18 protein-coding genes are annotated in these 20911 nt (G+C 65.5%); 11 read left to right on the forward strand and 7 right to left on the reverse strand.

Going from position 1 to position 20911, the window contains the following annotated elements:
- The first annotated feature begins 108 nt into the window (after window positions 1–108).
- The 3 genes from JG743_RS09915 to amaB all read left to right on the forward strand — a co-directional run bounded on the left by JG743_RS09915 (window position 109) and on the right by amaB (window position 3450).
- Window positions 109–483, forward strand: a complete 375-nt coding sequence (locus JG743_RS09915) for a YciI family protein (protein ID WP_202300024.1) — start codon at window positions 109–111, stop codon at window positions 481–483.
- Window positions 480–1754, forward strand: a complete 1275-nt coding sequence (locus JG743_RS09920; protein ID WP_202300025.1) for an RNA polymerase sigma factor — start codon at window positions 480–482, stop codon at window positions 1752–1754. The genes JG743_RS09915 and JG743_RS09920 overlap by 4 nt, the downstream gene beginning before the upstream one ends.
- A 181-nt stretch (window positions 1755–1935) precedes the next feature.
- Complete coding sequence (amaB, locus tag JG743_RS09925; protein ID WP_202300026.1) at window positions 1936–3450, forward strand: L-piperidine-6-carboxylate dehydrogenase; 1515 nt, start codon at window positions 1936–1938, stop codon at window positions 3448–3450.
- 82 nt (window positions 3451–3532) lie between these two features.
- Here the strand turns inward: amaB and JG743_RS09930 are convergent, their stop codons facing one another.
- From JG743_RS09930 to JG743_RS09940, 3 genes are all read right to left on the reverse strand, one after another.
- Window positions 3533–4387, reverse strand: a complete 855-nt coding sequence (locus JG743_RS09930; protein ID WP_202302541.1) for a hypothetical protein — start codon at window positions 4385–4387, stop codon at window positions 3533–3535.
- Window positions 4388–4494: 107 nt separating this feature from the next.
- Window positions 4495–5361, reverse strand: a complete 867-nt coding sequence (locus JG743_RS09935; RefSeq protein ID WP_202300027.1) for a hypothetical protein — start codon at window positions 5359–5361, stop codon at window positions 4495–4497.
- A gap of 245 nt (window positions 5362–5606) precedes the next feature.
- Window positions 5607–6320 (reverse strand): GntR family transcriptional regulator, encoded by a 714-nt coding sequence (locus JG743_RS09940; RefSeq protein WP_202300028.1) that lies wholly within the window; start codon window positions 6318–6320, stop codon window positions 5607–5609.
- 261 nt (window positions 6321–6581) lie between these two features.
- Here JG743_RS09940 and JG743_RS09945 point away from each other — a divergent pair, with 261 nt between their 5' ends.
- From JG743_RS09945 to JG743_RS09970, 6 genes are all read left to right on the forward strand, one after another.
- Complete coding sequence (locus JG743_RS09945; protein ID WP_202300029.1) at window positions 6582–7670, forward strand: ABC transporter ATP-binding protein; 1089 nt, start codon at window positions 6582–6584, stop codon at window positions 7668–7670.
- Between the two features lie 35 nt (window positions 7671–7705).
- The gene (locus tag JG743_RS09950) at window positions 7706–8995 is read left to right on the forward strand and encodes an ABC transporter substrate-binding protein (protein ID WP_202300030.1); all 1290 of its coding nucleotides are present in this window, start codon (window positions 7706–7708) and stop codon (window positions 8993–8995) included.
- 231 nt (window positions 8996–9226) lie between these two features.
- Window positions 9227–10111 (forward strand): ABC transporter permease, encoded by an 885-nt coding sequence (locus tag JG743_RS09955; protein ID WP_244673182.1) that lies wholly within the window; start codon window positions 9227–9229, stop codon window positions 10109–10111.
- Between the two features lie 4 nt (window positions 10112–10115).
- Window positions 10116–10934 carry an ABC transporter permease gene (locus tag JG743_RS09960; RefSeq protein ID WP_202300032.1) on the forward strand — a complete coding sequence of 273 codons (819 nt, stop codon included), beginning with the start codon at window positions 10116–10118 and terminating at the stop codon, window positions 10932–10934.
- Between the two features lie 11 nt (window positions 10935–10945).
- Window positions 10946–11692: an aspartate/glutamate racemase family protein gene (locus JG743_RS09965; protein ID WP_202300033.1), complete on the forward strand. Its 747-nt coding sequence runs from the start codon at window positions 10946–10948 to the stop codon at window positions 11690–11692.
- A 4-nt stretch (window positions 11693–11696) separates the two neighbouring features.
- Window positions 11697–12527, forward strand: a complete 831-nt coding sequence (locus tag JG743_RS09970; protein WP_202300034.1) for a GNAT family N-acetyltransferase — start codon at window positions 11697–11699, stop codon at window positions 12525–12527.
- Between the two features lie 12 nt (window positions 12528–12539).
- Here JG743_RS09970 and JG743_RS09975 read toward each other — a convergent pair whose 3' ends face one another.
- Complete coding sequence (locus tag JG743_RS09975; protein ID WP_202300035.1) at window positions 12540–13472, reverse strand: GlxA family transcriptional regulator; 933 nt, start codon at window positions 13470–13472, stop codon at window positions 12540–12542.
- A gap of 90 nt (window positions 13473–13562) precedes the next feature.
- Here JG743_RS09975 and JG743_RS09980 point away from each other — a divergent pair, with 90 nt between their 5' ends.
- On the forward strand, window positions 13563–14711 hold the full coding sequence (locus JG743_RS09980) for a DJ-1/PfpI family protein (RefSeq protein ID WP_202300036.1): 1149 nt from the start codon (window positions 13563–13565) through the stop codon (window positions 14709–14711).
- A gap of 281 nt (window positions 14712–14992) precedes the next feature.
- On the forward strand, window positions 14993–15877 hold the full coding sequence (locus tag JG743_RS09985) for a hypothetical protein (protein WP_244673095.1): 885 nt from the start codon (window positions 14993–14995) through the stop codon (window positions 15875–15877).
- Between the two features lie 53 nt (window positions 15878–15930).
- On the opposite strand, the gene JG743_RS09990 is transcribed toward JG743_RS09985, so the two are convergent.
- The 3 genes from JG743_RS09990 to JG743_RS10000 all read right to left on the reverse strand — a co-directional run bounded on the left by JG743_RS09990 (window position 15931) and on the right by JG743_RS10000 (window position 20818).
- Window positions 15931–17460, reverse strand: a complete 1530-nt coding sequence (locus tag JG743_RS09990) for a hypothetical protein (RefSeq protein WP_202300037.1) — start codon at window positions 17458–17460, stop codon at window positions 15931–15933.
- 61 nt (window positions 17461–17521) lie between these two features.
- Window positions 17522–18658 carry a glycoside hydrolase family 5 protein gene (locus JG743_RS09995; protein ID WP_202300038.1) on the reverse strand — a complete coding sequence of 379 codons (1137 nt, stop codon included), beginning with the start codon at window positions 18656–18658 and terminating at the stop codon, window positions 17522–17524.
- A 3-nt stretch (window positions 18659–18661) separates the two neighbouring features.
- Entirely contained in the window at window positions 18662–20818 is a 2157-nt protein-coding gene (locus tag JG743_RS10000; RefSeq protein ID WP_202300039.1) for a GumC family protein, read from the reverse strand.
- Between the last annotated feature and the right edge of the window lie 93 nt (window positions 20819–20911).

Raw genomic sequence — 20911 nt, forward strand, 5'->3', positions numbered from 1 at the left:
GCGGCACGGGAGGATTGGCAAGCCCGTGTGATCGCTTCCTATTTTTTTATCGACGATGTGTCGGGAAGGGTCCTACTGTCGCGTCCTTTGATACGGAAAGGATTTGCCATGCTCTACGCCATCCTCTGCTACGCCTCCGAAGACGTCGTCTGCTCCTGGAGCAAGGAACAGGACGACGAGGTTATGGGCAACCTTCTGGCGGTGCAGGAAAAATACGCCCAGGCCGGCCGGCTTGGGCCCGTCGCGCGTCTCCTGCCGACGACCGCCGCGACGACATTGCGCAAGGTCAAGGGCGAGTCGGTCGTCATCGACGGGCCGTTCGCCGAGACCAAGGAACAGTTCCTCGGCTTCTACACGCTCGAATGCGCCGACCTCGACGAGGCCGTCGACTTCGCGCGCGAGCTGTCCGAGGTCAATCCGAGCGGCGGCTCCTACGAGATACGCCCGGTTTCCATCTTCAATCCCGCCAGAGTACCCGCATGACCGAGCTTGCCTGGATCAGCAACGCGATCAGCACCGCCCGTCCGCAGGCGATGGGCGCGCTGCTGCGCTACTTCCGCGACCTCGACGCCGCTGAAGAGGCTTTCCAGGACGCTTGCCTCAGGGCGCTGAAGAACTGGCCGAAGAACGGCCCGCCGCGCGATCCTGCCGCCTGGCTGATCTTCGTCGGCCGCAACAGCGGCATCGATGCTGTGCGAAAGCGGTCCAAGCAGGCGCCGCTGCCGGAGGAAGACCAGATCTCCGACCTCGAGGATGCCGAAAGCGATATTGCCGAGCGCCTCGACGGCGCCCACTATCGCGACGACATCCTGCGGCTCCTGTTCATCTGCTGCCATCCGGACCTGCCGGCGACGCAGCAGATCGCGGTGGCGCTGCGCATCGTCTCCGGCATCACCGTCAAGCAGATCGCGCGAGCCTTCCTGGTCGGCGAAAGCGCCATGGAGCAGCGCATCACCCGCGCCAAGGCGCGCATCGCCGATGCCGGGGTGCCATTCGAGACGCCGGGCGCCGTCGAGCGCTCGGAGCGGCTCGCGGCGGTGGCCGCTATGATCTACCTGATCTTCAACGAGGGCTATTCGACCAACAGCGGCGAGGCGCCGGCGCGCGCGCCGCTCTGCGAGGAGGCAATCCGGCTTGCGCGGCTTTTGCTGCGGCTGTTCCAGACCGAGGCGGAGATCATGGGGCTGACCGCGCTGCTGCTGCTCCAGCATGCGCGGGCGCCGGCGCGTTTCGACGCCAATGGCGAGATCGTCCTGCTGGAGGACCAGGACCGGTCACTCTGGAGCCGCAAGATGATCGATGAGGGCCTGGCGCTGGTCGACAAGGCGCTGCGCCATCAGCAGCCTGGACCCTACCAGGTGCAAGCCGCGATCGCCGCGCTGCATGCGCGGGCGGCGAAACCGGAGGATACCGACTGGACCGAGATCGATCTGCTCTACAGCCTGCTCGAGCGCATGCAGCCGTCGCCGGTGGTGACGCTCAATCGCGCCGTCGCGGTGGCCAAGGTGCGCGGTCCCGAGGCGGCGCTCGCCATGATCGAGCCGCTGGAGGAAAGGCTGTCCGGCTATTTCCATTTCTTCGGCCTCAAGGGCGGCCTGCTGATGCAGCTCGACCGCGGCGATGAGGCGCGCGTCGCGTTCGACCGGGCGATCGCGCTTGCCAACACAGCCGCCGAGGCGGCCCATATCCGGATGCATATCGATCGGCTGATGAAGGAAGGCGCCGCCCAGGGCGCCGCCCGAAAAGCGCACTGACGGACCGGACTTCCTGGTTCAACGGTCTGATCCCGGCTTAGACCATGCCGGGGTGGCGGTTTTTCCCCGAAACGAGTAATGCCACGCCATGACAGCGCCCGACGCCCGTGTAGGCACGAGCAAGCGCGGCGCAGAGCTTTGACCTCCGCCCCAAGAATGGCGGGATCTGAAAGGGATAGAAATGACGATAGCGAAGGAAACGGCCGCACTTCTGGAGAAACTCGGCGTCGCCAAGGACGCGCTTTCCGGCGGCGACCTGATCGTGCGCAGCCCGGTGACGGGAGAGCAGATCGCGGCGCTGAAGACGATCTCGTCGGCGGATGCGGCAAAGACCGTCGACGCCGCCCACAAGGCGTTCCAGGCCTGGCGGCTGGTGCCGGGACCGAAGCGCGGCGAACTGGTGCGCCTGCTCGGCGAGGAATTGCGCGCGCACAAGGCCGAGCTTGGCCGGCTGGTGTCGATCGAGGTCGGCAAGATCCCGTCCGAGGGCCTGGGCGAAGTGCAGGAGATGATCGACATCTGCGATTTCGCCGTCGGTCTTTCGCGTCAATTGTACGGTCTCACCATCGCCACCGAGCGCCCCGGCCACCGCATGATGGAAACGTGGCACCCGCTGGGCGTCGTTGGCGTCATTTCGGCCTTCAACTTCCCGGTCGCGGTATGGTCGTGGAATGCGGCCCTCGCCCTGGTGTGCGGCGACGCCGTGGTGTGGAAACCGTCGGAGAAGACGCCGCTGACCGCGCTCGCCTGCGAGGCGATCTTCAAGCGCGCGGCCAAGCGCTTCGGCGCTGACGCGCCGGCAGGCCTGGCACCGGTGCTGATCGGTGACCGCGCCGTCGGCGAGATCCTGGTCGATCATCCGAAGGTGCCGCTGGTCTCGGCCACCGGCTCGACCCGCATGGGCCGCGACGTCGGCCCGCGGCTGGCCAAGCGTTTTGCCCGCGCGGTGCTGGAGCTCGGCGGCAACAATGCCGGCATCGTCTGCCCGACCGCCGATCTCGACATGGCGCTGCGGGCGATCGCCTTCGGCGCCATGGGCACGGCCGGCCAGCGCTGCACGACGCTGCGTCGCCTGTTCGTTCACGAGAGCGTCTATGACGCGCTGCTGCCGCGGCTGAAGAAGGCCTATCAGAGCGTCTCGGTCGGCAATCCGCTGGAGACGTCTTCGCTGGTCGGTCCGCTGATCGACAAGGCCGCCTTCGACAACATGCAGAAGGCGCTGAAGGAGGCCACCGCGCATGGCGGCAAGGTGACCGGCGGCACGCGGGTCGAGAACGGCCATCCGGATGCCTATTACGTGCATCCGGCGCTGGTCGAAATGCCCAGGCAGGTCTCGCCGGTGACGGAAGAGACCTTCGCGCCGATCCTCTATGTGATGAAGTACACCGACTTCGATGCCGTGCTCGACGAGCATAACGCGGTCGGCGCGGGACTGTCGTCGTCGATCTTCACCCGCGACCTGCAGGAGTCCGAGCGCTTCCTTGGCGTCGACGGTTCGGACTGCGGCATCGCCAACGTCAACATCGGCACCTCCGGCGCCGAGATCGGCGGCGCGTTCGGCGGCGAGAAGGAGACCGGCGGCGGCCGCGAGAGCGGCTCGGATGCCTGGAAGGCCTATATGCGGCGTGCCACCAACACGGTGAACTACTCCAAGGCGCTGCCGCTTGCCCAGGGCGTGTCGTTCGACATCGACTGAGGCCATCACAGTTCCGACGGCTTCACGCCCATGATTTGCGGCATCTCCCTCATGGGGGATGCCGCAGCGATCAACGGCCGGCTTACGTGCCGAAGGCTTCGGCGAAAGCGGCGTCGATGATGGCCAGCTTCACGGCCTGGGCGGTCATGTATTCCTGGTAGAAATCGCGCGACACCCACATCACCGAATGGCCGCGCTGGCCGAGCCAGCCGATGCTGCCCATCTCCTCGGCGTCGCGCAGCTTGCGCGCAAGGTGGGTGCGCGAGAGCTTCAACCATCCGACGAAGTCGCCGATCGAGACCACGACGGTCGGGATGCGGTTCTGGCCGGCATGATCGGGATCGATGCCCGAAATCAGCCAGTCCATGACGGCGCCGCCGTTGTTCAGCCAGGTGAACAGCGAAAAGGTCTGTTTGGGCTCGCGCACCGGGTGGGACGAAAGCAAGCCGTCGGCCACCAGCGGCTGCAGCCTGGCCAGCGCGTCGGACCTCGCAAGAAAGCGGGACAGCCGGTTCGCGCCGTCGAGACCGTCCAGCGTCTGCAAATGGGCAAGCATCCAGCCCACCACCTCCTCCAGGCTCGATGGCGTCGGCTGCACGGGGCGAATGCGCGCATCCTCGCCGGCGGGCGCGAGCTGGATGAAGTTGTAGTGCAGCATCTCCTTGATGAAGGCGTCGGCGGTGTTGCGACTAGCCACCTGATGCTGACGGATGGCGTCGATGATACGGGCTGCCGTCGCTTCCTTTCGGTAGTCGCTTGGGTCGCGCCTGAAATACAGGGCCAGCCCGATATGGGCCATCAGCCAGCGCTGCTGCGTGGCAAAGACAGACGAAAGGCGCGGATTTGCCTGATAGGCCCGGTTCATCGCCAGCGCCTGCATCTGCACGCAGCGGTGCAACGCCGGATGGTCGGCGATCTCTTCGGCGTTCAGCGTAATCCCCCCAGACCCGCTCACATCTCGATGACCATAGCCGATAGCAGTTTCAACCAGCCGCCGCCAGACGGTCAGTTGGGGATCACAGAGGTTGTGAAGAAGCCGGTTACTCAGCCGTTTTCCGGCTCCGGAAAACAGGCATCGAAGGCCGTGTCGACAACGGCGAGCTTGGCCGCCTGGACGGCCATGTATTCGTGGTAGAATTCTTTCGAAACCCACATCAGGGAATGGCCGCGCTGGCCGGCCCAGCCGATGCTGCCGAGTTCCTCGGCGTCGCGTAGCTTGCGTGCGAGATGGGTGCGCGACAGCTTCAGCCATTTGGCGAATTCGCTGATCGAAACCACGCTGGTCGGGATCTTGTCCAGTCCGGCATTCTCCGGATCGATGCCGGACATCAGCCAGTCCATGACGATGCCGCCATTGTTGAGCCAGATGAACAGCGAGAAGGTCTGCTCGGGCTCGCGCACCGGTGTTGAGGACAACAGACCGTCGGCGATCAGCGGCTGCAATTTGGCCAGCATTTCGGGCCGGTCGAGGAAGGTGGTCAGCCGGCTGCCGCCGTCGATGCTGTCCAGAGTCCTCAGATGGGCAAGGACCCAGCCGGTGAATGTCTTGATGGTGGCCGCCGTCGGCTGCATGGGGTGAGCGCGCGCATCTTCGCTCGTCGGCAGATATTCGGCGATGTTGTAATGCAGCATCTCCTTGATGAAGGCTTCGGCGGTGTTGCGGCTGGCCACCGAATTCTGGCGTATGACCTTGAGGAAGCGCGCCAGGGTCAGCGCCGTGTGGTGGTCGTTCGGGTCCCGCCTGAAATGCAGGGCAAGGCCGACATGGCCCATCAACCAGCGCTGCTGCGTGGCGAAGATCGCGGCCAGCCGGGGACTCGTTTCATAGATCTGGATAAGCGCCCGCGACTGCTCCTGGACACCACGGTGCACAGCCGGATGGCCGGCAATGTCTTCGGCGTTCAGCGCCATCCTGCTCCTGCTCCGATTCCGCCGCCGAACCGTGAAACACGAAGCACATATCCAGCCTTCATCGTAGGTGTCCAGTGCCGCGATCACGGTACCAAAGTAGGGCAGGTTGCATTCGGGCCATGGCCATTGCCTCGCTAACTCTTTGCAAGCGTTCGCAAAACCCCTCCCCCATAAGAGTTGGCGGGGAGCGCCTTCCCGGGCCCAGATTGAAACAAGCAACGGCGCCCGCCGGATCGGGCCGATCATCAGAACTCGAGGGCCTGCCGCAGCGCCGGGCCGCTCCTGAGGCGCAGGTCGAGATCGGCCTCGATGTGGTCGATGTGGTGCAGCATCAGCGCGCTGGCGCGTTCGGCATTGCCGCTTTCCAACGCCTCCAGGATCTGCAGATGCTCATTGTGGCCGCAGCTCGAAATGCCGGAGCGGCCATAGAGCGCGATCACCAGCGAGGAGCGCGCGACCAGTTCTTCCATGAAGCGCTGCAGGATGACGTTGCCGGCCACCGAGGCCAGCAGCAGGTGGAAATCGCCGGAGGCCTTGATCTCGGAACGCCTTGCGCTCGGCCCGCGCTCGGCGATGAAGCGGCCCTCTTCCTCCAACTGCGTCTTGAAGGCGGCGACGTCGGCTGGCGTCATGCGCCCGGCGGCGGCGACCGCGATGCCAGGCTCGATCAGCCGGCGCGAGGCAAAGACCTGGCGTGCCTCCTCCGGCGAGGGATTGGCGACGAAGGCGCCGCGATTGCGCTCGGTGCGCACAAGGCCTTCGAAGGAAAGCATCTGCAGAGCCGCACGCGCGACGGTGCGGCTGACATCGAACAGGGTGCCAACCTCGCCCTCGGACAGTTTCGTTCCAGGCGCTAGCCGGCGGTCGACGATGGCATCCCGCAACTGGTCGCGGATCGCCTGGGCGCGATCCTCGTTGGCGTTGTCGGCGGCTGGGAAGGTCTGATCGGCGATGTTCATGGCGGCAAGGTCCCCAACTCTTGTAGCCTGAATCGGGCCGCCTGCACGAGAGCCAAAGTGAACGCAATAGTAGAAAAGATTGCATACGATTTCTGCTGACATCGCAGACAATCGCCCATAATTTGTGCATCGCACAAGAATGCCGCTTTGGTGGGCGCAGGGCTAGGCCGCCGATTCGCCCGAGGATTCAATCGCTTGAGGGTAGCTGCGGGCAACTGGCACGCATGATGCTTTGGTTAATCCGAGCAAAGAGGAGCCCGGATGTCCAAAGCCGCCGAGATCGACATCGTGTCCGTTTCGAAAGTCTATGGCGCAACCACCGCCGTCGAGGATATCAGTCTCAAGATTCCGGCCGGCACCTATTGCTGCCTGCTCGGTCCGTCCGGCTGCGGCAAGACTTCGACGCTTCGCATGATCGCCGGGCACGAGAGCATCTCCAGCGGTGACGTGCGGCTCGGCAACACCGTCGTCACCGACCTGCCGCCGGCCAAGCGCGGCACCGCCATGATGTTCCAGTCCTACGCGCTGTTTCCGCATCTCGACCTCGTCGACAACGTCGCCTTCAGCCTGAAGATGAAGGGCGTCGGCAAGGAGGAGCGCCACGCCAAGGCGCTCGACATGCTGAAGCTGATGCAGATGGAAGCCTATGCGGGCCGCCGTCCGGCGCAGCTTTCAGGCGGGCAGCAGCAGCGCGTGGCGCTGGCGCGCGCGCTGATCACCGACCCCGAGGCGCTGCTGCTCGACGAGCCGCTTTCGGCGCTCGATCCGTTCCTCAAGATCCGCATGCGGGCGGAGCTGAAGAAGCTGCAGACGTCGCTCGGCATCACTTTCGTCCACGTCACCCACAGCCAGGAGGAAGCGATGGCGCTGGCCGACCTGATCGTGGTGATGAACGACGGGCGCATCGAGCAGGCGGCGCCGCCGCGCACCGTCTTCGAACGGCCGGCGACCGCTTTCGTCGCTCGCTTCATGGGCGACCACAATGTCGTCTCCGGCCGCGTCAGCGGCAGCCGCGACGGCATGATTCTCTTCGATGTGCCGGGCGGCGTCTCGCTCGCCGCGAGCGGGCAGGGCCGAGAACCAGGCGAGCCGATCGACATCGCCATCCGCACCGACCATGTGCGCATCGGCGAGGCGCCGGCGGTCGGGCTCGGCTTCAGCGGCATCGTCTCCAACATCGAGTATCGCGGCGCGACCGTGAAGCTCTCGGTCAACGGCGCCGGCATCGAGGATTTCACCGTAATCCTCGATGACGAGGGCTTTTTTGCCAGGCCGGTCGCCGTCGGCGATGCGGTGCCGATCGCCTGGGACGCCGAGGATGCGATCATCCTCGGTCGCCTCGATTCCTGAACCATCACAACCAAACCAAAAAAGGGGAACTGACAATGACCAACATCACCGACAAGAAGACAGGCATCTCCCGCCGCTCGCTGCTCAAGACGGGTGCGGCGGCGGTCGGCCTTGCCGCCGGCTCCGGCGCCATCACCGGCTTTCCGACCATCTGGGCGCAGTCGAACATCACGCTGCGCCAGTTCGGCACCGGCGTGTCGAACCTCAATGCCATCGCCGAGAAGTGCAAGGCGGATCTCGGCATCACGCTGGAGATGACGGCGACCGATTCCGATGCCGCCGCGCAGCGCGCGGTGACGCAGCCCGACAGCTACGACATCGCCGACATCGAATACTGGATCTGCAAGAAGGTGTTCCCCACCGGCGTGCTGCAGCCGATGGACGTCAGCAAGCTGAAATATTACGACGAACTGGTGCCGCTGTTCAAAACCGGCAAACTGACGCCGGACAGTGTGATTGCGCAGGGCACGGCGCCGCACACGGTCGGCTATGTCGAGGCACAGGACAGCAAGGTCTTCGCCAAGGCGCCGACCAACTGGTTCACCATGGTGCCGACGATCTACAACGCCGACACGCTTGGCATACGCCCCGATCTCGTCGGCCGCGACATCACCACCTGGGCCGACATCATGGACCCGGCCTTCAAGGGCAAGACCGCGATCCTCAACATCCCGTCGATCGGCATCATGGATGCGGCGATGATCATGGAGGCCACCGGCAACATCAAATACGCCGACAAGGGCAACATGACCAAGGAGGAGATCGACAAGACGATCGACTTCCTGATCAAGGCCAAGCAGGCCGGCCAGTTCCGCGCCTTCTGGAAGTCCTTCGACGAGAGCGTCAATCTGATGGCGTCCGGCGAAGTGGTGATCCAGTCGATGTGGTCGCCGGCTGTCGCCGCGGTCCGCTCCAAGGGCATTGCCTGCCGGTTCCAGCCGCTCAAGGAAGGCTATCGTTCGTGGGGCGGCGGCCTCGGCCTTGCCGCGCATCTCAAAGGCGCCGAGCTCGACGCGGCCTACGAATACATCAACTGGTACACGTCCGGCTGGGTCGGCGGCTATCTCAACCGCCAGGGCTACTACTCGGCCAACATGGTGTCGGCCAAGAAATTCATGTCCGAGGACGAGTGGGGCTACTGGATCGAAGGCAAGCCGGCCAAGGGCGACATCCTGTCGCCGGACGGCAAGGTGATGGAGAAGGCGGGCGCGGTGCGCGACGGCGGCTCGTTCGAAGAGCGCATGGGCAAGGTCGCCTGCTGGAACTCGGTCATGGACGAGGACCGCTACATGGTGAAGCGCTGGAACGAGTTCATCGCGGCGTGAATTCAAACTCCGCCCCTTCTCCCCTTGTGGGAGAAGGTGGCCGAGCGAAGCTCGGTCGGATGAGGGGTGTTGGACGGATCGCCAACGCTGAGTTTCTTCCAACACCCCTCATCCGTCTTGGCGCTTCGCGCCAATCCACCTTCTCCCGCAGGGGAGAAGGAAACGCCGCTCCGCCCGCATCGCGAACCTGCACCGGGAACATTGATGACAGTCGCGTTCGAACGCCCTGCAATGGCCGCGGCCAAGCCCGCCAGGCGCCGTCGGTTCTCGATCGGCGCGATCACGCCCTATCTGCAGGCGACGCCGCTTGCCCTGATCCTGGGAGCGTTCCTGCTGCTGCCGATCCTGATGATCGTCGTCGTCAGCTTCTGGGACTACGATTTCGCGGCGATGTATCCGGATTTCCTGACCACCAACTATTCCGACGTGCTGGGTTCCTGGGTCACCTGGAAGACCTATCTCAACACGTTGAAATACGCGGCCATCGTCTGGGCGCTGACGCTCTTCATCGGCTTCTGGGTCGCCTATTTCCTCGCCTTCCACATCCGCACCACTGCCATGCAGATGGTGCTGTTCCTGGTCTGCACCGTGCCGTTCCTGACCTCCAACATCATCCGCATGATCTCGTGGATCCCGGTGCTCGGCCGCAACGGGCTGGTCAACTCGACGCTGGTGCATCTGGGGCTGGTGCCGAAGCCGATCGAATGGCTGCTCTACTCCGAATTCGCCGTCGTGCTCGCGATGGTGCATCTCTACACACTGTTCATGGTGACGCCGATCTTCAACACGCTGATGCGCATCGACCGCTCGCTGTTCGAGGCCGCGCGCGACGCCGGCGCTTCCGGCTGGCAGATCCTGTGGAACGTCGTCATCCCGCTGGCCAAGCCCGGCATGGCGATCGGCACCATCTTCGTCGTCACGCTGGTGATGGCCGATTTCTCGACGGTGCAGGTGATGTCGGGCGGGCAAAGCGCCTCGGTCGCCCTGATGATGAAGAACCAGATGTCGCTGCTGCAATATCCGGCGGCCGCCGCCAATGCGGTGGTGCTTCTGGTGCTGGTGCTGCTGATGGTCGCCGGCATCCTGCGCATCGTCGACATCCGCAAGGAGCTGTGAGGCGATGAACCGCGAAAAGCGCACTCTCGAATTCTACGTGCTGGCGGCGTTCTTCGCGCTGTTCGTGCTGTTCCTCTACGGTCCGCTGTCGGCGATCCTGATCCTGTCCTTCCAGGGCGAGAACGGCGGGCTGACCTTTCCGCTCAACGGCGTTTCGCTGCACTGGTTCGCCAACCTGTTCGAGAAGCAGGCGGTTGGCGATTTCGGCGGCAGCTTCAGGCGCTCGCTGACGCTCGGCCTGATGGTGATGGTGGTGACCGTCATCGTCTCGCTGCTCGCCGGGCTTGCCTTCCGCCGCAAGTTCCGTGGCGCCACGGCACTGTTCTATCTCGCCGTCGCCAGCCTTGTCGTGCCGTCGATCATCATCAGCCTCGGCATCGGTGTCGTCTTCCAGCAGATCAGCTTTCATCCCGCCTGGTACACGTCGGCCTTCGGCGCGCACCTGACCTGGACCTTGCCGTTCGGCGTGCTGATCATGTTCGCCGTCTTCAACCGGTTCTCGCCGGCCTATGAGGAAGCCGCGCGGGATCTCGGCGCCACCTCCTGGCAGACCTTCGCGCATGTCGTGCTGCCGATGATCGCGCCCAGCCTGATCGGCGTCGGCCTGTTCGGCTTCACGCTCTCCTATGACGAGTTCGCCCGCACGCTGATGACGTCAGGGACCTTCAACACGCTGCCGCTCGAGATCTACGGCATGACGACCAATGTGACGACGCCGGTGCTCTACGCGCTGGGCACGGTGACAACAGTGTTCTCCTTCCTGGTGATCCTGGCGACGCTCGGTGCGATCGCCTATGTCGGCCGCCGCCGGGCGCGAGCCTGAACGGAGCCGCCGTGCAGATCCTTGTGGTGAACCCGAACACGACCGCCAGCATGACCGCAACCATCGCGGTGGCCGCCCGCTCGGTCGCCGGCGCCTCGACGGAGATCATTGCCGTCACCTCGTCGATGGGACCGGTGTCGATCGAAGGCTACTATGACGAGGCGCTTGCCGTGCCCGGCCTGCTGGTCGAGATTGCCGCCGGCGAGCGCGCCGGCGCGCGGGCGGCGATCATCGCCTGCTTCGACGACACCGGGCTCGACGCGGCGCGCGCGATGGCCAACATCCCGGTCATTGGCATCTGCGAGGCGGCGCTCAGCCTCGCCTCCCTCATTGCCCAGCGCTTCAGCGTGGTGACCACCACCGAACGCTCGCGCGTGCCTGTCGAGGAGCTGGTGCGGCGGTACGGCATGGCTGCGCGGGCTCGCGTGCGCGCCGCCGACATTCCGGTCCTGGCGCTGGAAGACCCGGCATCGGGCGCCATTGTCAAGCTGCGCGACGAGATCGCGCGGGCCATCGAGCAGGATCGCGCCGAGGCGATCGTGCTCGGCTGTGCCGGCATGGCCGATCTCGCCACCGAGCTGCAACGGGATTTCGGCCTGCCGGTCATCGACGGCGTCGGCGCCGCGGTCAAGCAGGCCGAGGCGCTGGTTGCGCTCGGCCTGTCGACATCCAAACGCGGCGCCTATGCAAACCCGCTGGCAAAGCCCTATCGTGGCGTGTTGGAGTCCTTCGCCCCGGGTGCCATCGCCGCCGAGTGATACGATGCCAAGAACAATCCGCGTGCTCGCCTCGCAAGAGGTGGAAATGCTTGTCGACTGGGCCGCGGGCGAGGGCTGGAATCCGGGCCTTGGCGATGCGGCCGTGTTCCGCGCGGCCGACCCCGAAGGGTTCATCGGCGCCTTCGTCGACGGCGAAATGGTGGCCGGCATTTCGGCCGTTGCCTATGGTGATGGCTTCGGCTTCATCGGCCTCTACATCTGCCGGCCCGACAGGCGCGGCGAGGGGCATGGCAAGGCGGTCTGGGATGCCGGCATGGCGCGGCTCGGCGACCGCGTGATCGGCCTCGACGGCGTCGTCGAGCAACAGGCCAATTACCGGCGCATGGGGTTTGCGTCTGTCTATGAGACCCTCCGCTACAGCGGCCACGCCACGGGCCTGACCGGCGGTGGCGACATCCGGCGCCTGACGCCGGATCTGGCCGCCGAGATCCTGACATATGACCGCGCCTGCTTCCCGGCGCCCCGGCCGGCTTTCCTCGAAGGATGGCTGCAGCCGCCGCGCGTTGCCTTGCTGGCCGTGAAAGCCAGCCGGATTTGCGGCTACGGCGTGGCGCGGCAGTGCCGGGAAGGTTTCAAGGTCGGGCCGCTGTTCGCCGACGACACGGAGACCGCGCTGCGGCTGCTGGCGGCGCTGGCCAACCGGATGACGGGCACGCTGCACATCGACGTGCCGGCCGCCAACAGCGGTTTCGTCGCGGCACTTCGGGCCGCCGGCCTGTCGCCCGGCTTCAGCACGACCCGGATGTATCGGGGTGGCGCGCCTGCGAACGCGCAAGCCAGGGTGTTCGGAATAACCACGCTGGAGCTGGGCTGACGCGGAGCGACTTCATCGCCGTGCCGAGCGCCGCAGCGCCTGCGGCGGCTGGCCGAAGCCGCGCATGAAGGCGCGGCGCATGCGGCCAGGGTCGCCAAAGCCGGTGGCGGCGGCGATGCGGTCCAGCGAAGCGGAACTCGTCTCCACCGCAGTGCGGGCGGTTTCTAGGCGTAGCCGCTCCACGGCCTTGGCGGGCGTGGTTCCCGTTTCGGCAGCGAAAGCGCGGGCGAAGTGGCGCGGGCTCATGGCGGCGCGGTCGGCGAGGACCTCGACTGTCAGCGGCTCGGCGAGATGGTCGCGCATCCACTCGATCAAATCGGCGAAGCGGCCGGTTCGCCCGCCGAGCTCGACCAGCGAGGAAAACTGCGACTGGCCGGATCTGCGCTGGTGGACGACGAGCTGCTGCGCCGTGCGCCGCGCGACGTCCGCGCCGAGATCGTCCTCGATGAGGGCGAGCGCGAGGTCGATGCCGGCGGAAATGCCGGCCGAGGTCCAGACGTCGCCATCGTGGACGAAGATGCGGTCGGCATCGACTTTGATCCGCGGATAGCGGCGGGCGAAATCGTCCGTGCTCGCCCAGTGCGTCGTGGCGCGGCGACCGTCGAGCAGGCCTGCTTCCGCAAGCAGGTAGGCGCCCGAGCAGACGCTGGCGATTCGCCGCGCGCCGACGCGCTTCAGCCATGCGGCGATCTGTTCGGCCGCCGCCAGGGAGCGCACGATCTCGCCGCCGGAAATGATGACCGTGTCGAAGCGCTCGTCGCGCAGAGGCGCCGCAGTGAGGCTGACGCCCGACGAGCTTTCGATCTCACCGCCGCCGGGCGCCAGCATCGTCAGCTCGTAGCTCCCGGGGGAGAAACGCCCGGCGATCTCGAAGGCGGCTGTCGGCCCTGCGGCATCCAGCAACTGGAAACCCGGATGGATGACGATAGCGACTGTTCGTTGCATGGCAGTTTTCGCACGATTTATGTCATTTCGGCCAAAGCCTAGCGCCTCTACACTCCCGGTCAATCCCTTCGATCGAGCAGAGGATCCACAATGCGCTTGCGGGATGTCTTGTGGGGCGCGCTGGGTATCGTCCTGCTTTTCCTGGCTCTTGGCGCGGGGTGGCTGTTGTCGCTGCCGCCAGCGCCCGAAGCCATCGCCGCACCGGCGATCGACAGGCAGGAGGCGGATGCCACGATAGCGGCGCTGAAGCCGAAGCGGCAGCGGCCGCTGGTCGCCATCATCGGCATCAACGACGCCACAGAAACCACCGACTATCTCATGCCATACGGCATTCTGAAGCGCGCCGACGTCGCCGATGTGATGGCGGTGGCGACCCAGCCAGGCCCGGTGACGCTCTTTCCCGTGCTCAAGGTCGAGCCGGACGCGACGGTGGCGCAGTTCGATGCACGGCATCCGCAAGGCGCCGACTACGTCATCGTTCCGGCTATGAGCCGGGACGACGATCCGGTCGTCCTCGAATGGCTAAGGAGCCAATCGGCCAAGGGAGCCATCGTCGTCGGCGTCTGCGCCGGAGCCAAGGTGGTCGGCGCCAGCGGGTTGCTCGACGGCAAAAGGGCGACCACGCACTGGTATTCCGTGGGCGAGCTTCGCGACCGGCATCCCTCGATCCGCTATGTCGCCGACCGGCGCTTCGTGGTCGACCGGGGTGTGGCAACGACGACGGGTATCACGGCGTCGATGCCGATGATGCTGACCTTGATCGAGGCGATAGCCGGGCGGGCAAAAGCCGAAGCCGTCGCGCACGACCTTGGGCTGACCGGCTGGGATGCGCGCCATGCCAGCAACGCCTTCAGGTTCACGCGCCCCTTCGCGTTGACGGCGATCCGCAACACGCTCGCTTTCTGGGATTGGGAGCAACTGGGGCTGGAACTGACGCCGGGCATGGACGAGGTGTCGCTCGCCCTTGTCGCGGATGCGTGGTCGCGCACCTACCGTTCGCGCGCCGTGATGCTTTCAGGAACGGCTGGCCCCGTCGAGAGTCGCGGCGGCATCCGCCTCCTGCCGGATCAGGTCGCCGTAAGTTGGCCTGTGCAGCAGCTCATCGCCGGCTTCGACCGGCAGCCGCCGGCCGAGGCGCTGGACCGGACGCTCCGGAACATCGCCGACCGCTACGGAACCGACACGACGGATTTCGTCGCCATGCAGCTCGAATATCCGAAGCAAGGGGCTTCGCAATAGCGGGCGCCGGCGCGCTATGGCCAAGGCCTCGGACTCTGAGGAGCCGCCGGCGGCGACGCGAAAAGGCGCGGCGTTTCAGCCTGGCGGGCGGCGGGTTCGTCGAACGAATTGGCGCTGGACCGTCTCCTTGCACTAGCGGGAAGCCGATGGTTGTGAAAGGTTGTATTTCAGAAACGACTACAGAAGTAGCTTCAAAGGCGCAGAGATTGTTAATTTTTGGCAAGTAGCATAAGTACGAGCGTCAAGCTATCCAGTTAGTTTGTAGTATTCTCGAGTCGAGCATGGCCGTTCCTGCCGCTCTTCCCTCCGATCTCAGCTGCCGACCGATTCGCGATGATGATTGGGATGGCGTGATCGACTGCCTCCGCAGGGGCTTTCCGATGCGTCGCCGCAAATACTGGATACATGCGCTGACCCGTCTGTCGCAGCGGCCCGCCATCGACGACTGTCCGCGATACGGCTTCGCCTTGGAGAGTTCCGGCCGGATCGTCGGGGTCGCGCTCACCCTCTATTCCCGCTACCCGGGGCGCGAGGGTGACGAAATCCGCTGCAACATCTCAAGCTGGTCCGTGGACAAGGCATTCCGCCCTTATGCCATGAAGCTGATCTGGCCGGTCCTCAGGCGAAGGGACGTGACCTACACGAACATTTCGCCGGCGCCTACGACGTTGAACGCCAACAAGGCGCTCGGCTTTCGCCTCTTCGCCAGTGGCCAGTTCGCCTTCCTGCCCGCCTTGAGTTCGCCGCAGCCGTCATGCCGCGTGCTCGAGGTCCGCTCGGACCTCTCCGAAATGGCGATGCTGTCGGACAGCGAGAGATCCATCCTCGAGGACCATGCCGCATTGGGCTGCCTCTCGTTCATCTGCATTCGCGACGGAGCGGCGTATCCTCTGGTGCTGATGCCGCGCCGCATCCTGCACGGCCTCATCCCGTGCGCCCAAATCGTCTATTGCCGTTCGCTCGCGGATTTGAGCCGCTGCGCCGGCGCGGTGGGACGCATCCTGTTGCGACGCGGAATCCTGCTTTGCCTCGCCGATGCAAACGGACCGATCCCAGGCCTGTTCGGCCGCTACTTCGCGAACAAGGGGCTGAAATATTTCAAAGGCCCGAAACCGCCGTCGCCCGGGGATCTGACATTCACCGAACTGGTGATTTTCGGTCCCTAAGCCAGGCGGGCACCGGTGATGCCGTCAGTCTGCTTGCCGGCGCGCTCCTGAAATCACCCCTGCGGGCCGGTCCGGGCGGACGCCACCTCGCGCCAGCGCGTTCCGAGCGAGACGCCGACAAGCAGCAGGCAGAAGCTGAGCGCGAGCGGAGAGTAGAACGCCTCTTCCTGCAGCACGGCATTGGCCGAGATGGTGACGATGCCGACGAAGCCGAACAGGAAATCCGGGTTGCCGGTCTCGATTAGCTGCCGCCGGGCGGCCACCGCGAGCGCTGCCAGGAAGCCGAAGAAGACGAAGCTGCCCACCCCCATCTGGTAGAGCATGACGCCGACCGCGCTCTCGACGGGGACGGAGGCGACGCCCTCGGCCTGGGCGGTCGCCCAACTGAGGTTGAGGCTGGTGCTCGACAGGTTGCCGCCGAACCCCAATCCTTGCCCGAGCGGGTTGGCCAGGAAGTCGCGCAGGCCGGCCGTCAGGCCAAGCACGTGGTAGTCGCCATGCGTGGCGCCATAGGCGATCGCGGCGGTCGTCCAGACTGCTGCCAGAGCCAGGGCGGCTGCAAGTGTCAGGCGGGTGCGCGAAGGGCGGTAGATGATGCGCATGGCGAGCGCGATGAGCAAAAGGAACGTGGCGCCCTTGGAGCCGATGACGAGGAGCAGCGGCAGGGCGGCGATGGGCAGCAGCCAGCGGCCCCTGAACAGGAGCCAGGACGATATGATGCTGAGCGCGTAGGCGTAGCTGATCGAATGGAAATTCGGGCCGCCGATGCGGAAGACGCTGGGCAGGATGTCGTTGAAGAACGGCGTGTTGAAGAAGGTCGTCGTCATCACATCCTGAAGGCTGCGGAAGACGAAGCCCGTTTCCTTGAGCGACTTCTCCCAGACACCGGTCTCGATCTGCCGCGCGATGTTGCGCTGGATGTACATGTCGCCATGGAAGAGGCTGAGGAAATCCATCGTGAAGGTCAGCTCTACATAGCCGTAGATGATGGCGCCGGCGCCGAGCCAGAACATGCTCTTGCGCAGATCGACCGGATAGAGGCTGGCGGCAAGCACTGCGATGTGGAAGCAGGCAAGCGGCGTGATCGTGTTGCGGAAATAGACGACCGCGTCCTTGGGCTGGCCGTGCACGATCCCCAGGACAAGATAGAAACAGATCGTCGCGCACAGCACGATGCTCAACAGCAGCCAGAGGCGCAATTCGATCAGCGCGCGCACGCGATGCTGGAACGACGCGGCAAGGAAGATGCAGAAGGCGGTCATCAGGATGACGAAGTTGGTGCCGCGCAGCGCGTCGAACGTATCGTTGTCGGGGATATAGGGGGTGTACCAGGTCACGATGAGGTTCTGGTAGAGGAAGGCGCAGATGATCAGGACGGGGACGCCCGCTGGCATGGCGTTCGCCACGATCAGCGTCAGCAGGAACGTCGCCGCGATGCCGAACGGCGTCCAGACGGCAAAAGCGGACACCGTCAAGGCGACGAGGGTGAGCGACACGCAGACATGCAGCAGCGCGTCGTCGCGCGGCGCCTCCGCACCGCGTGTGCCCAGCCCAACCGGCGGATATGCTCCCGTGACGCTCATTGCCGGCTCGCCTTGACCTTCGCAAGCATCGGCATCCTGATATTGCGCGCCCTGTCCATGGTCAGTCCCCGCCGCCACCGTCCAGCAGGGCGGCGATCATCGAGCGGTCGAATCCTTCCGCGCTCTGCCTGCTGTCGATGAAGCCGAAGCCCTGGTCGAGCTCCCAATAGGCCCAGCCGATCCGGTTGGCCTCGGCCGCCCTGCGCACGGCGCGGACCCAGCGCACGCGGCTTTCGGCATCGACGCAGAAATTGAGCACCCCGAATTCATTCAGCATGACCGGGCAGTCGTGCATCCCCGACCAGCGTCCGAGCTCGGCGAAGTCCGACGCGATGCGCTCTTCGGTCCACGGGCTTGAGAGTTCCTTCTCCACAAGGGAAGCAGCCTCCTCGTCGCCCGTCGCGCGCAGTTTGGCGACAAGCGCACGGACCGGCGGCGCATCCTTCGTCGCGGGAAAGGGCAGGTTGGCGATGCGGGCGAGCGGCGATTGATCCCACGTCTCGCATTGATGCGTGAACGCCGTCGGCGCGTAGTAGTGGATGGCGGCAATCTGCCTGTCGTCAGCAAGCGGCGGCGTGTCGGCGATTTCCCAGATCCCCTGGAAGCGCGCCGGCCCCCAGACCAGCGTGTGCAGCGGACATCTGGCGCGCAAGGTTCCTGCAAGCCGTTCGCGCAGCGCGAGCCAATCGCGCCGCTCCATCGGCGGTTCGTTCAGCAGCTCCGGATAGACTGAATCCTCCGGCAGGTCGGCGATGACGACGCGGAGCGCCGTCCAGGCTTGAACCACGCGTTCGGCCGCGCTTGCCGGATCGCGCTGGAAAGCCGCGTGCAGGTCGCCTGACGGATGCATGTCGACCAGGACCGCGAAGCCCAACCCGACAAGCTCCGCCACGCCACGCTGAATGCCGCGCAACGCCGCCTGGTGTCCGTCCGCGACGAGATCGCCATTCACCGGCAGGCGGATCGTTTCGAATCCCGTCTGACGGAGCTTCTCCAGCACGGCTGGGGCAGGGGCGGTTCCCCCCTCTCGCTCGAACCATCCAGGAAGGTTGAAGCCATGCGAGGGAACGGAGCGCATCTTCGCCGCCGGCAGCGTGGCGGCGACGGAAAGGGGCAGGGTGGTCAGCAGGGCGCCGCCGGTCAGCGCAAGCGCGCGCCGCCGCGACAGCGCCGGCGATGCCTGCTCCAGCGCCCGCACGGATCAGCTCCTCGCGATGGCGCCGCGGCGCCAGTCGCCGGCCTTCGACGGGACGCCTTGCATGGTGGTCTTGCCAGGCTGGACGCTCTCCTGCGCGATCAGCAGCGTGGCGCTGTGTTCCAATTGGCCGGCCCCGAGATGGCGTTCGATCAGCCCGGCCGCGTCGGATGCCTTCTCGGATAGGTTCAACGCGAGCAGCGTGAGATCGGCCTTGGCAAAGAGCTCCGGGTCCCAATCTTCTTCGCTGAAGGAGGGGGCGACCACCAGCACGAAATCGAAGGCATTGCCGGCCTCGGCCAGAATGCCGCGCAGGCCGTTGCGATCGCGCGATAGCGGATCCTGCCCGGCGGCCCGACCGGCCACAACCGTGCGGAGGCCGCTGGCACCGTCGATGAACATGCCGGAGCCGTATCCCGCGCGATGCGGCAGGTCTCCGACCTCGACCACGAGCACATTCTGCTCGGCTCGCTGCAGGCCGATCCCGACCATCGCGCCCGCGAGCCGCGCCTCGGCGCTGCTTTGCATCGAGGACACCAGGAGCACGAAGGGTTTGGGGTGGTCGCTCAGGCGCTCGAGTATCTGCCGCATCAGCCTCAGCACGGCCAGCGAGAGCGCTTCGTTGCCGGTCTCAAACAGCGACTTTCTCATCGCCTTGATGTTGGCGAGCGCCGTGCCCCCGGCAACTCCGGGCAAGCAGTATTCGCCGAAATCGGCCGGCGCGGGCTGCGATCGCGACCTGGCCTGCGCGCCGTCCTTGCCCGGCTCGACCGCCTGCGGGGCTTCCTGCAGCGGGCCAAGCGGGGCATCCTCCGGCCGGCGGACGGGGCCGAGCGTCAAAGCAAGACCGCATCCGGCCATGAGGCCCAGAAAGACACTCACCGGCAGCAGCAGGGTCGGCTTTGGCCAGGTTGGCTGCAGCGGCGGCGCGGCGGCGCTGATGGTGCGTGCCTCGGACGTCTGGACGCCCTGCAGCTGCGATGTTTCCTGCGCCCGTTTCAGGAAGTCGTCGAGCACAGTGCGGGCGGCCTGAGCCCTCGAGTCCAGTTGCCGCAACTGCACCTGCGCCAGGCTCGAGTCCTGGGACTGCTGGCGCAGGGAGTCGAGCTTGTCCTGCAGCTTTCCGGCATTCTGGACGGCGAGATCGTAATTGGCCTTCAGCTGCTGTCGGATCCGCATCGCCTCGCCGGCCATGAGCCGGTTGATGCGGTCCAGTTCGGACCTCAGCCGTCCGATCGCCGGATGGCGGGGCCCGTACATGGTTTCCAGATTGGCGAGTTCGGTGGCGCGCTGGTTGTAATCGTCGCGCAGATTGGCGGCCGCGTTGGAGGAGAGAATCTCCGACAGCTTGGCCAGGCCGGCCGCGGAGGTGCCCGCCGCCAGGGCCTGATTGTATCTGTCCTTGGCCTTGTCGGCATCGCCCTGCGCGGCAATCAGCTGCGTTGTCAGCTGGTCGAGTTGCGATTGCAGCGTGCCGCCATCGTTCGGGTCGACGATCCTGTGCTGCGATTTGAAATCCTCGACGGCGCGCTCGGCGTCGCTGACGTCCTTCTGCAGGCCCTTGATCCTGTCGTTGAGCAGGGAATTGACATCGTCATTGGCCGTTTCCCGCTCGCCGGCGAGGCTCGCCTTGTAGCGGTCGACGATGGCGTTGGCGATGCGGGCGGCCTTCTCCGGCGACTGCGAGGTGAAGGAGACGTTGATCACATAGGTCAGCCCCTCGCGCTCGACCGACACCGCCTTCTGGAAGCGCCGGAAGGCGGCATCCTGCGAGCCACTTCCGCCGAACAGGGACGTGATGCGCGAAATCAGGCCGCGAGACGAGAATTCGGGATCGTCCCGGAGCTTCTGGCTTTCGAAGACGGTGCCCAACAGGTCCTGCGATTCGATGACGAAGACCTGACTCGCGATGGCGGCGCTGTCGGAGCCGATGCCCGGGAGGACGTTGTTGAAATTGGTCCCGCGCGCATCGCGCGGGTCGATCAGCATCGAAGCGGTCGCGGTGTAGCTGGGGCTGGTCACGGCAAGGTAGAGCACCGCCAGAAGCAGCGCGGCGCCGGTGATGGCAAGCACCAGCAGGCGGCGCCCCCAAAGGATGGTCCACAACGGTCCGATATCGAACAATGGCGGAAGAGCGCGATCGTCGATCCTGGCTGGCTTCATTACCTTTCCCCTGCAGAGCCGCGGCGTCCCGACACCACTCTACACGGTCCAGTATTCAGGACTAACGTTAGCCTTTCGTTAAGGTTACCGAGG

Origin of the sequence: Mesorhizobium sp. 131-2-1 (genome assembly GCF_016756535.1) — a bacterium.
In the GTDB taxonomy this organism is placed as follows: domain Bacteria; phylum Pseudomonadota; class Alphaproteobacteria; order Rhizobiales; family Rhizobiaceae; genus Mesorhizobium.

Bases quoted from the DNA above. Each gene is read 5' to 3' on its own strand.
- JG743_RS09915 (WP_202300024.1), top strand. From the start codon at position 109: ATGCTCTACGCCATCCTCTGCTACGCCTCCGAAGACGTCGTCTGCTCC.
- JG743_RS09920 (WP_202300025.1), top strand. From the start codon at position 480: ATGACCGAGCTTGCCTGGATCAGCAACGCGATCAGCACCGCCCGTCCG.
- amaB (WP_202300026.1), top strand. From the start codon at position 1,936: ATGACGATAGCGAAGGAAACGGCCGCACTTCTGGAGAAACTCGGCGTC.
- JG743_RS09935 (WP_202300027.1), bottom strand. From the start codon at position 5,361: ATGGCGCTGAACGCCGAAGACATTGCCGGCCATCCGGCTGTGCACCGT.
- JG743_RS09940 (WP_202300028.1), bottom strand. From the start codon at position 6,320: ATGAACATCGCCGATCAGACCTTCCCAGCCGCCGACAACGCCAACGAG.
- JG743_RS09945 (WP_202300029.1), top strand. From the start codon at position 6,582: ATGTCCAAAGCCGCCGAGATCGACATCGTGTCCGTTTCGAAAGTCTAT.
- JG743_RS09950 (WP_202300030.1), top strand. From the start codon at position 7,706: ATGACCAACATCACCGACAAGAAGACAGGCATCTCCCGCCGCTCGCTG.
- JG743_RS09955 (WP_244673182.1), top strand. From the start codon at position 9,227: ATGGCCGCGGCCAAGCCCGCCAGGCGCCGTCGGTTCTCGATCGGCGCG.
- JG743_RS09960 (WP_202300032.1), top strand. From the start codon at position 10,116: ATGAACCGCGAAAAGCGCACTCTCGAATTCTACGTGCTGGCGGCGTTC.
- JG743_RS09970 (WP_202300034.1), top strand. From the start codon at position 11,697: ATGCCAAGAACAATCCGCGTGCTCGCCTCGCAAGAGGTGGAAATGCTT.
- JG743_RS09975 (WP_202300035.1), bottom strand. From the start codon at position 13,472: ATGCAACGAACAGTCGCTATCGTCATCCATCCGGGTTTCCAGTTGCTG.
- JG743_RS09980 (WP_202300036.1), top strand. From the start codon at position 13,563: ATGCGCTTGCGGGATGTCTTGTGGGGCGCGCTGGGTATCGTCCTGCTT.
- JG743_RS09985 (WP_244673095.1), top strand. From the start codon at position 14,993: ATGGCCGTTCCTGCCGCTCTTCCCTCCGATCTCAGCTGCCGACCGATT.
- JG743_RS09990 (WP_202300037.1), bottom strand. From the start codon at position 17,460: ATGAGCGTCACGGGAGCATATCCGCCGGTTGGGCTGGGCACACGCGGT.
- JG743_RS10000 (WP_202300039.1), bottom strand. From the start codon at position 20,818: ATGAAGCCAGCCAGGATCGACGATCGCGCTCTTCCGCCATTGTTCGAT.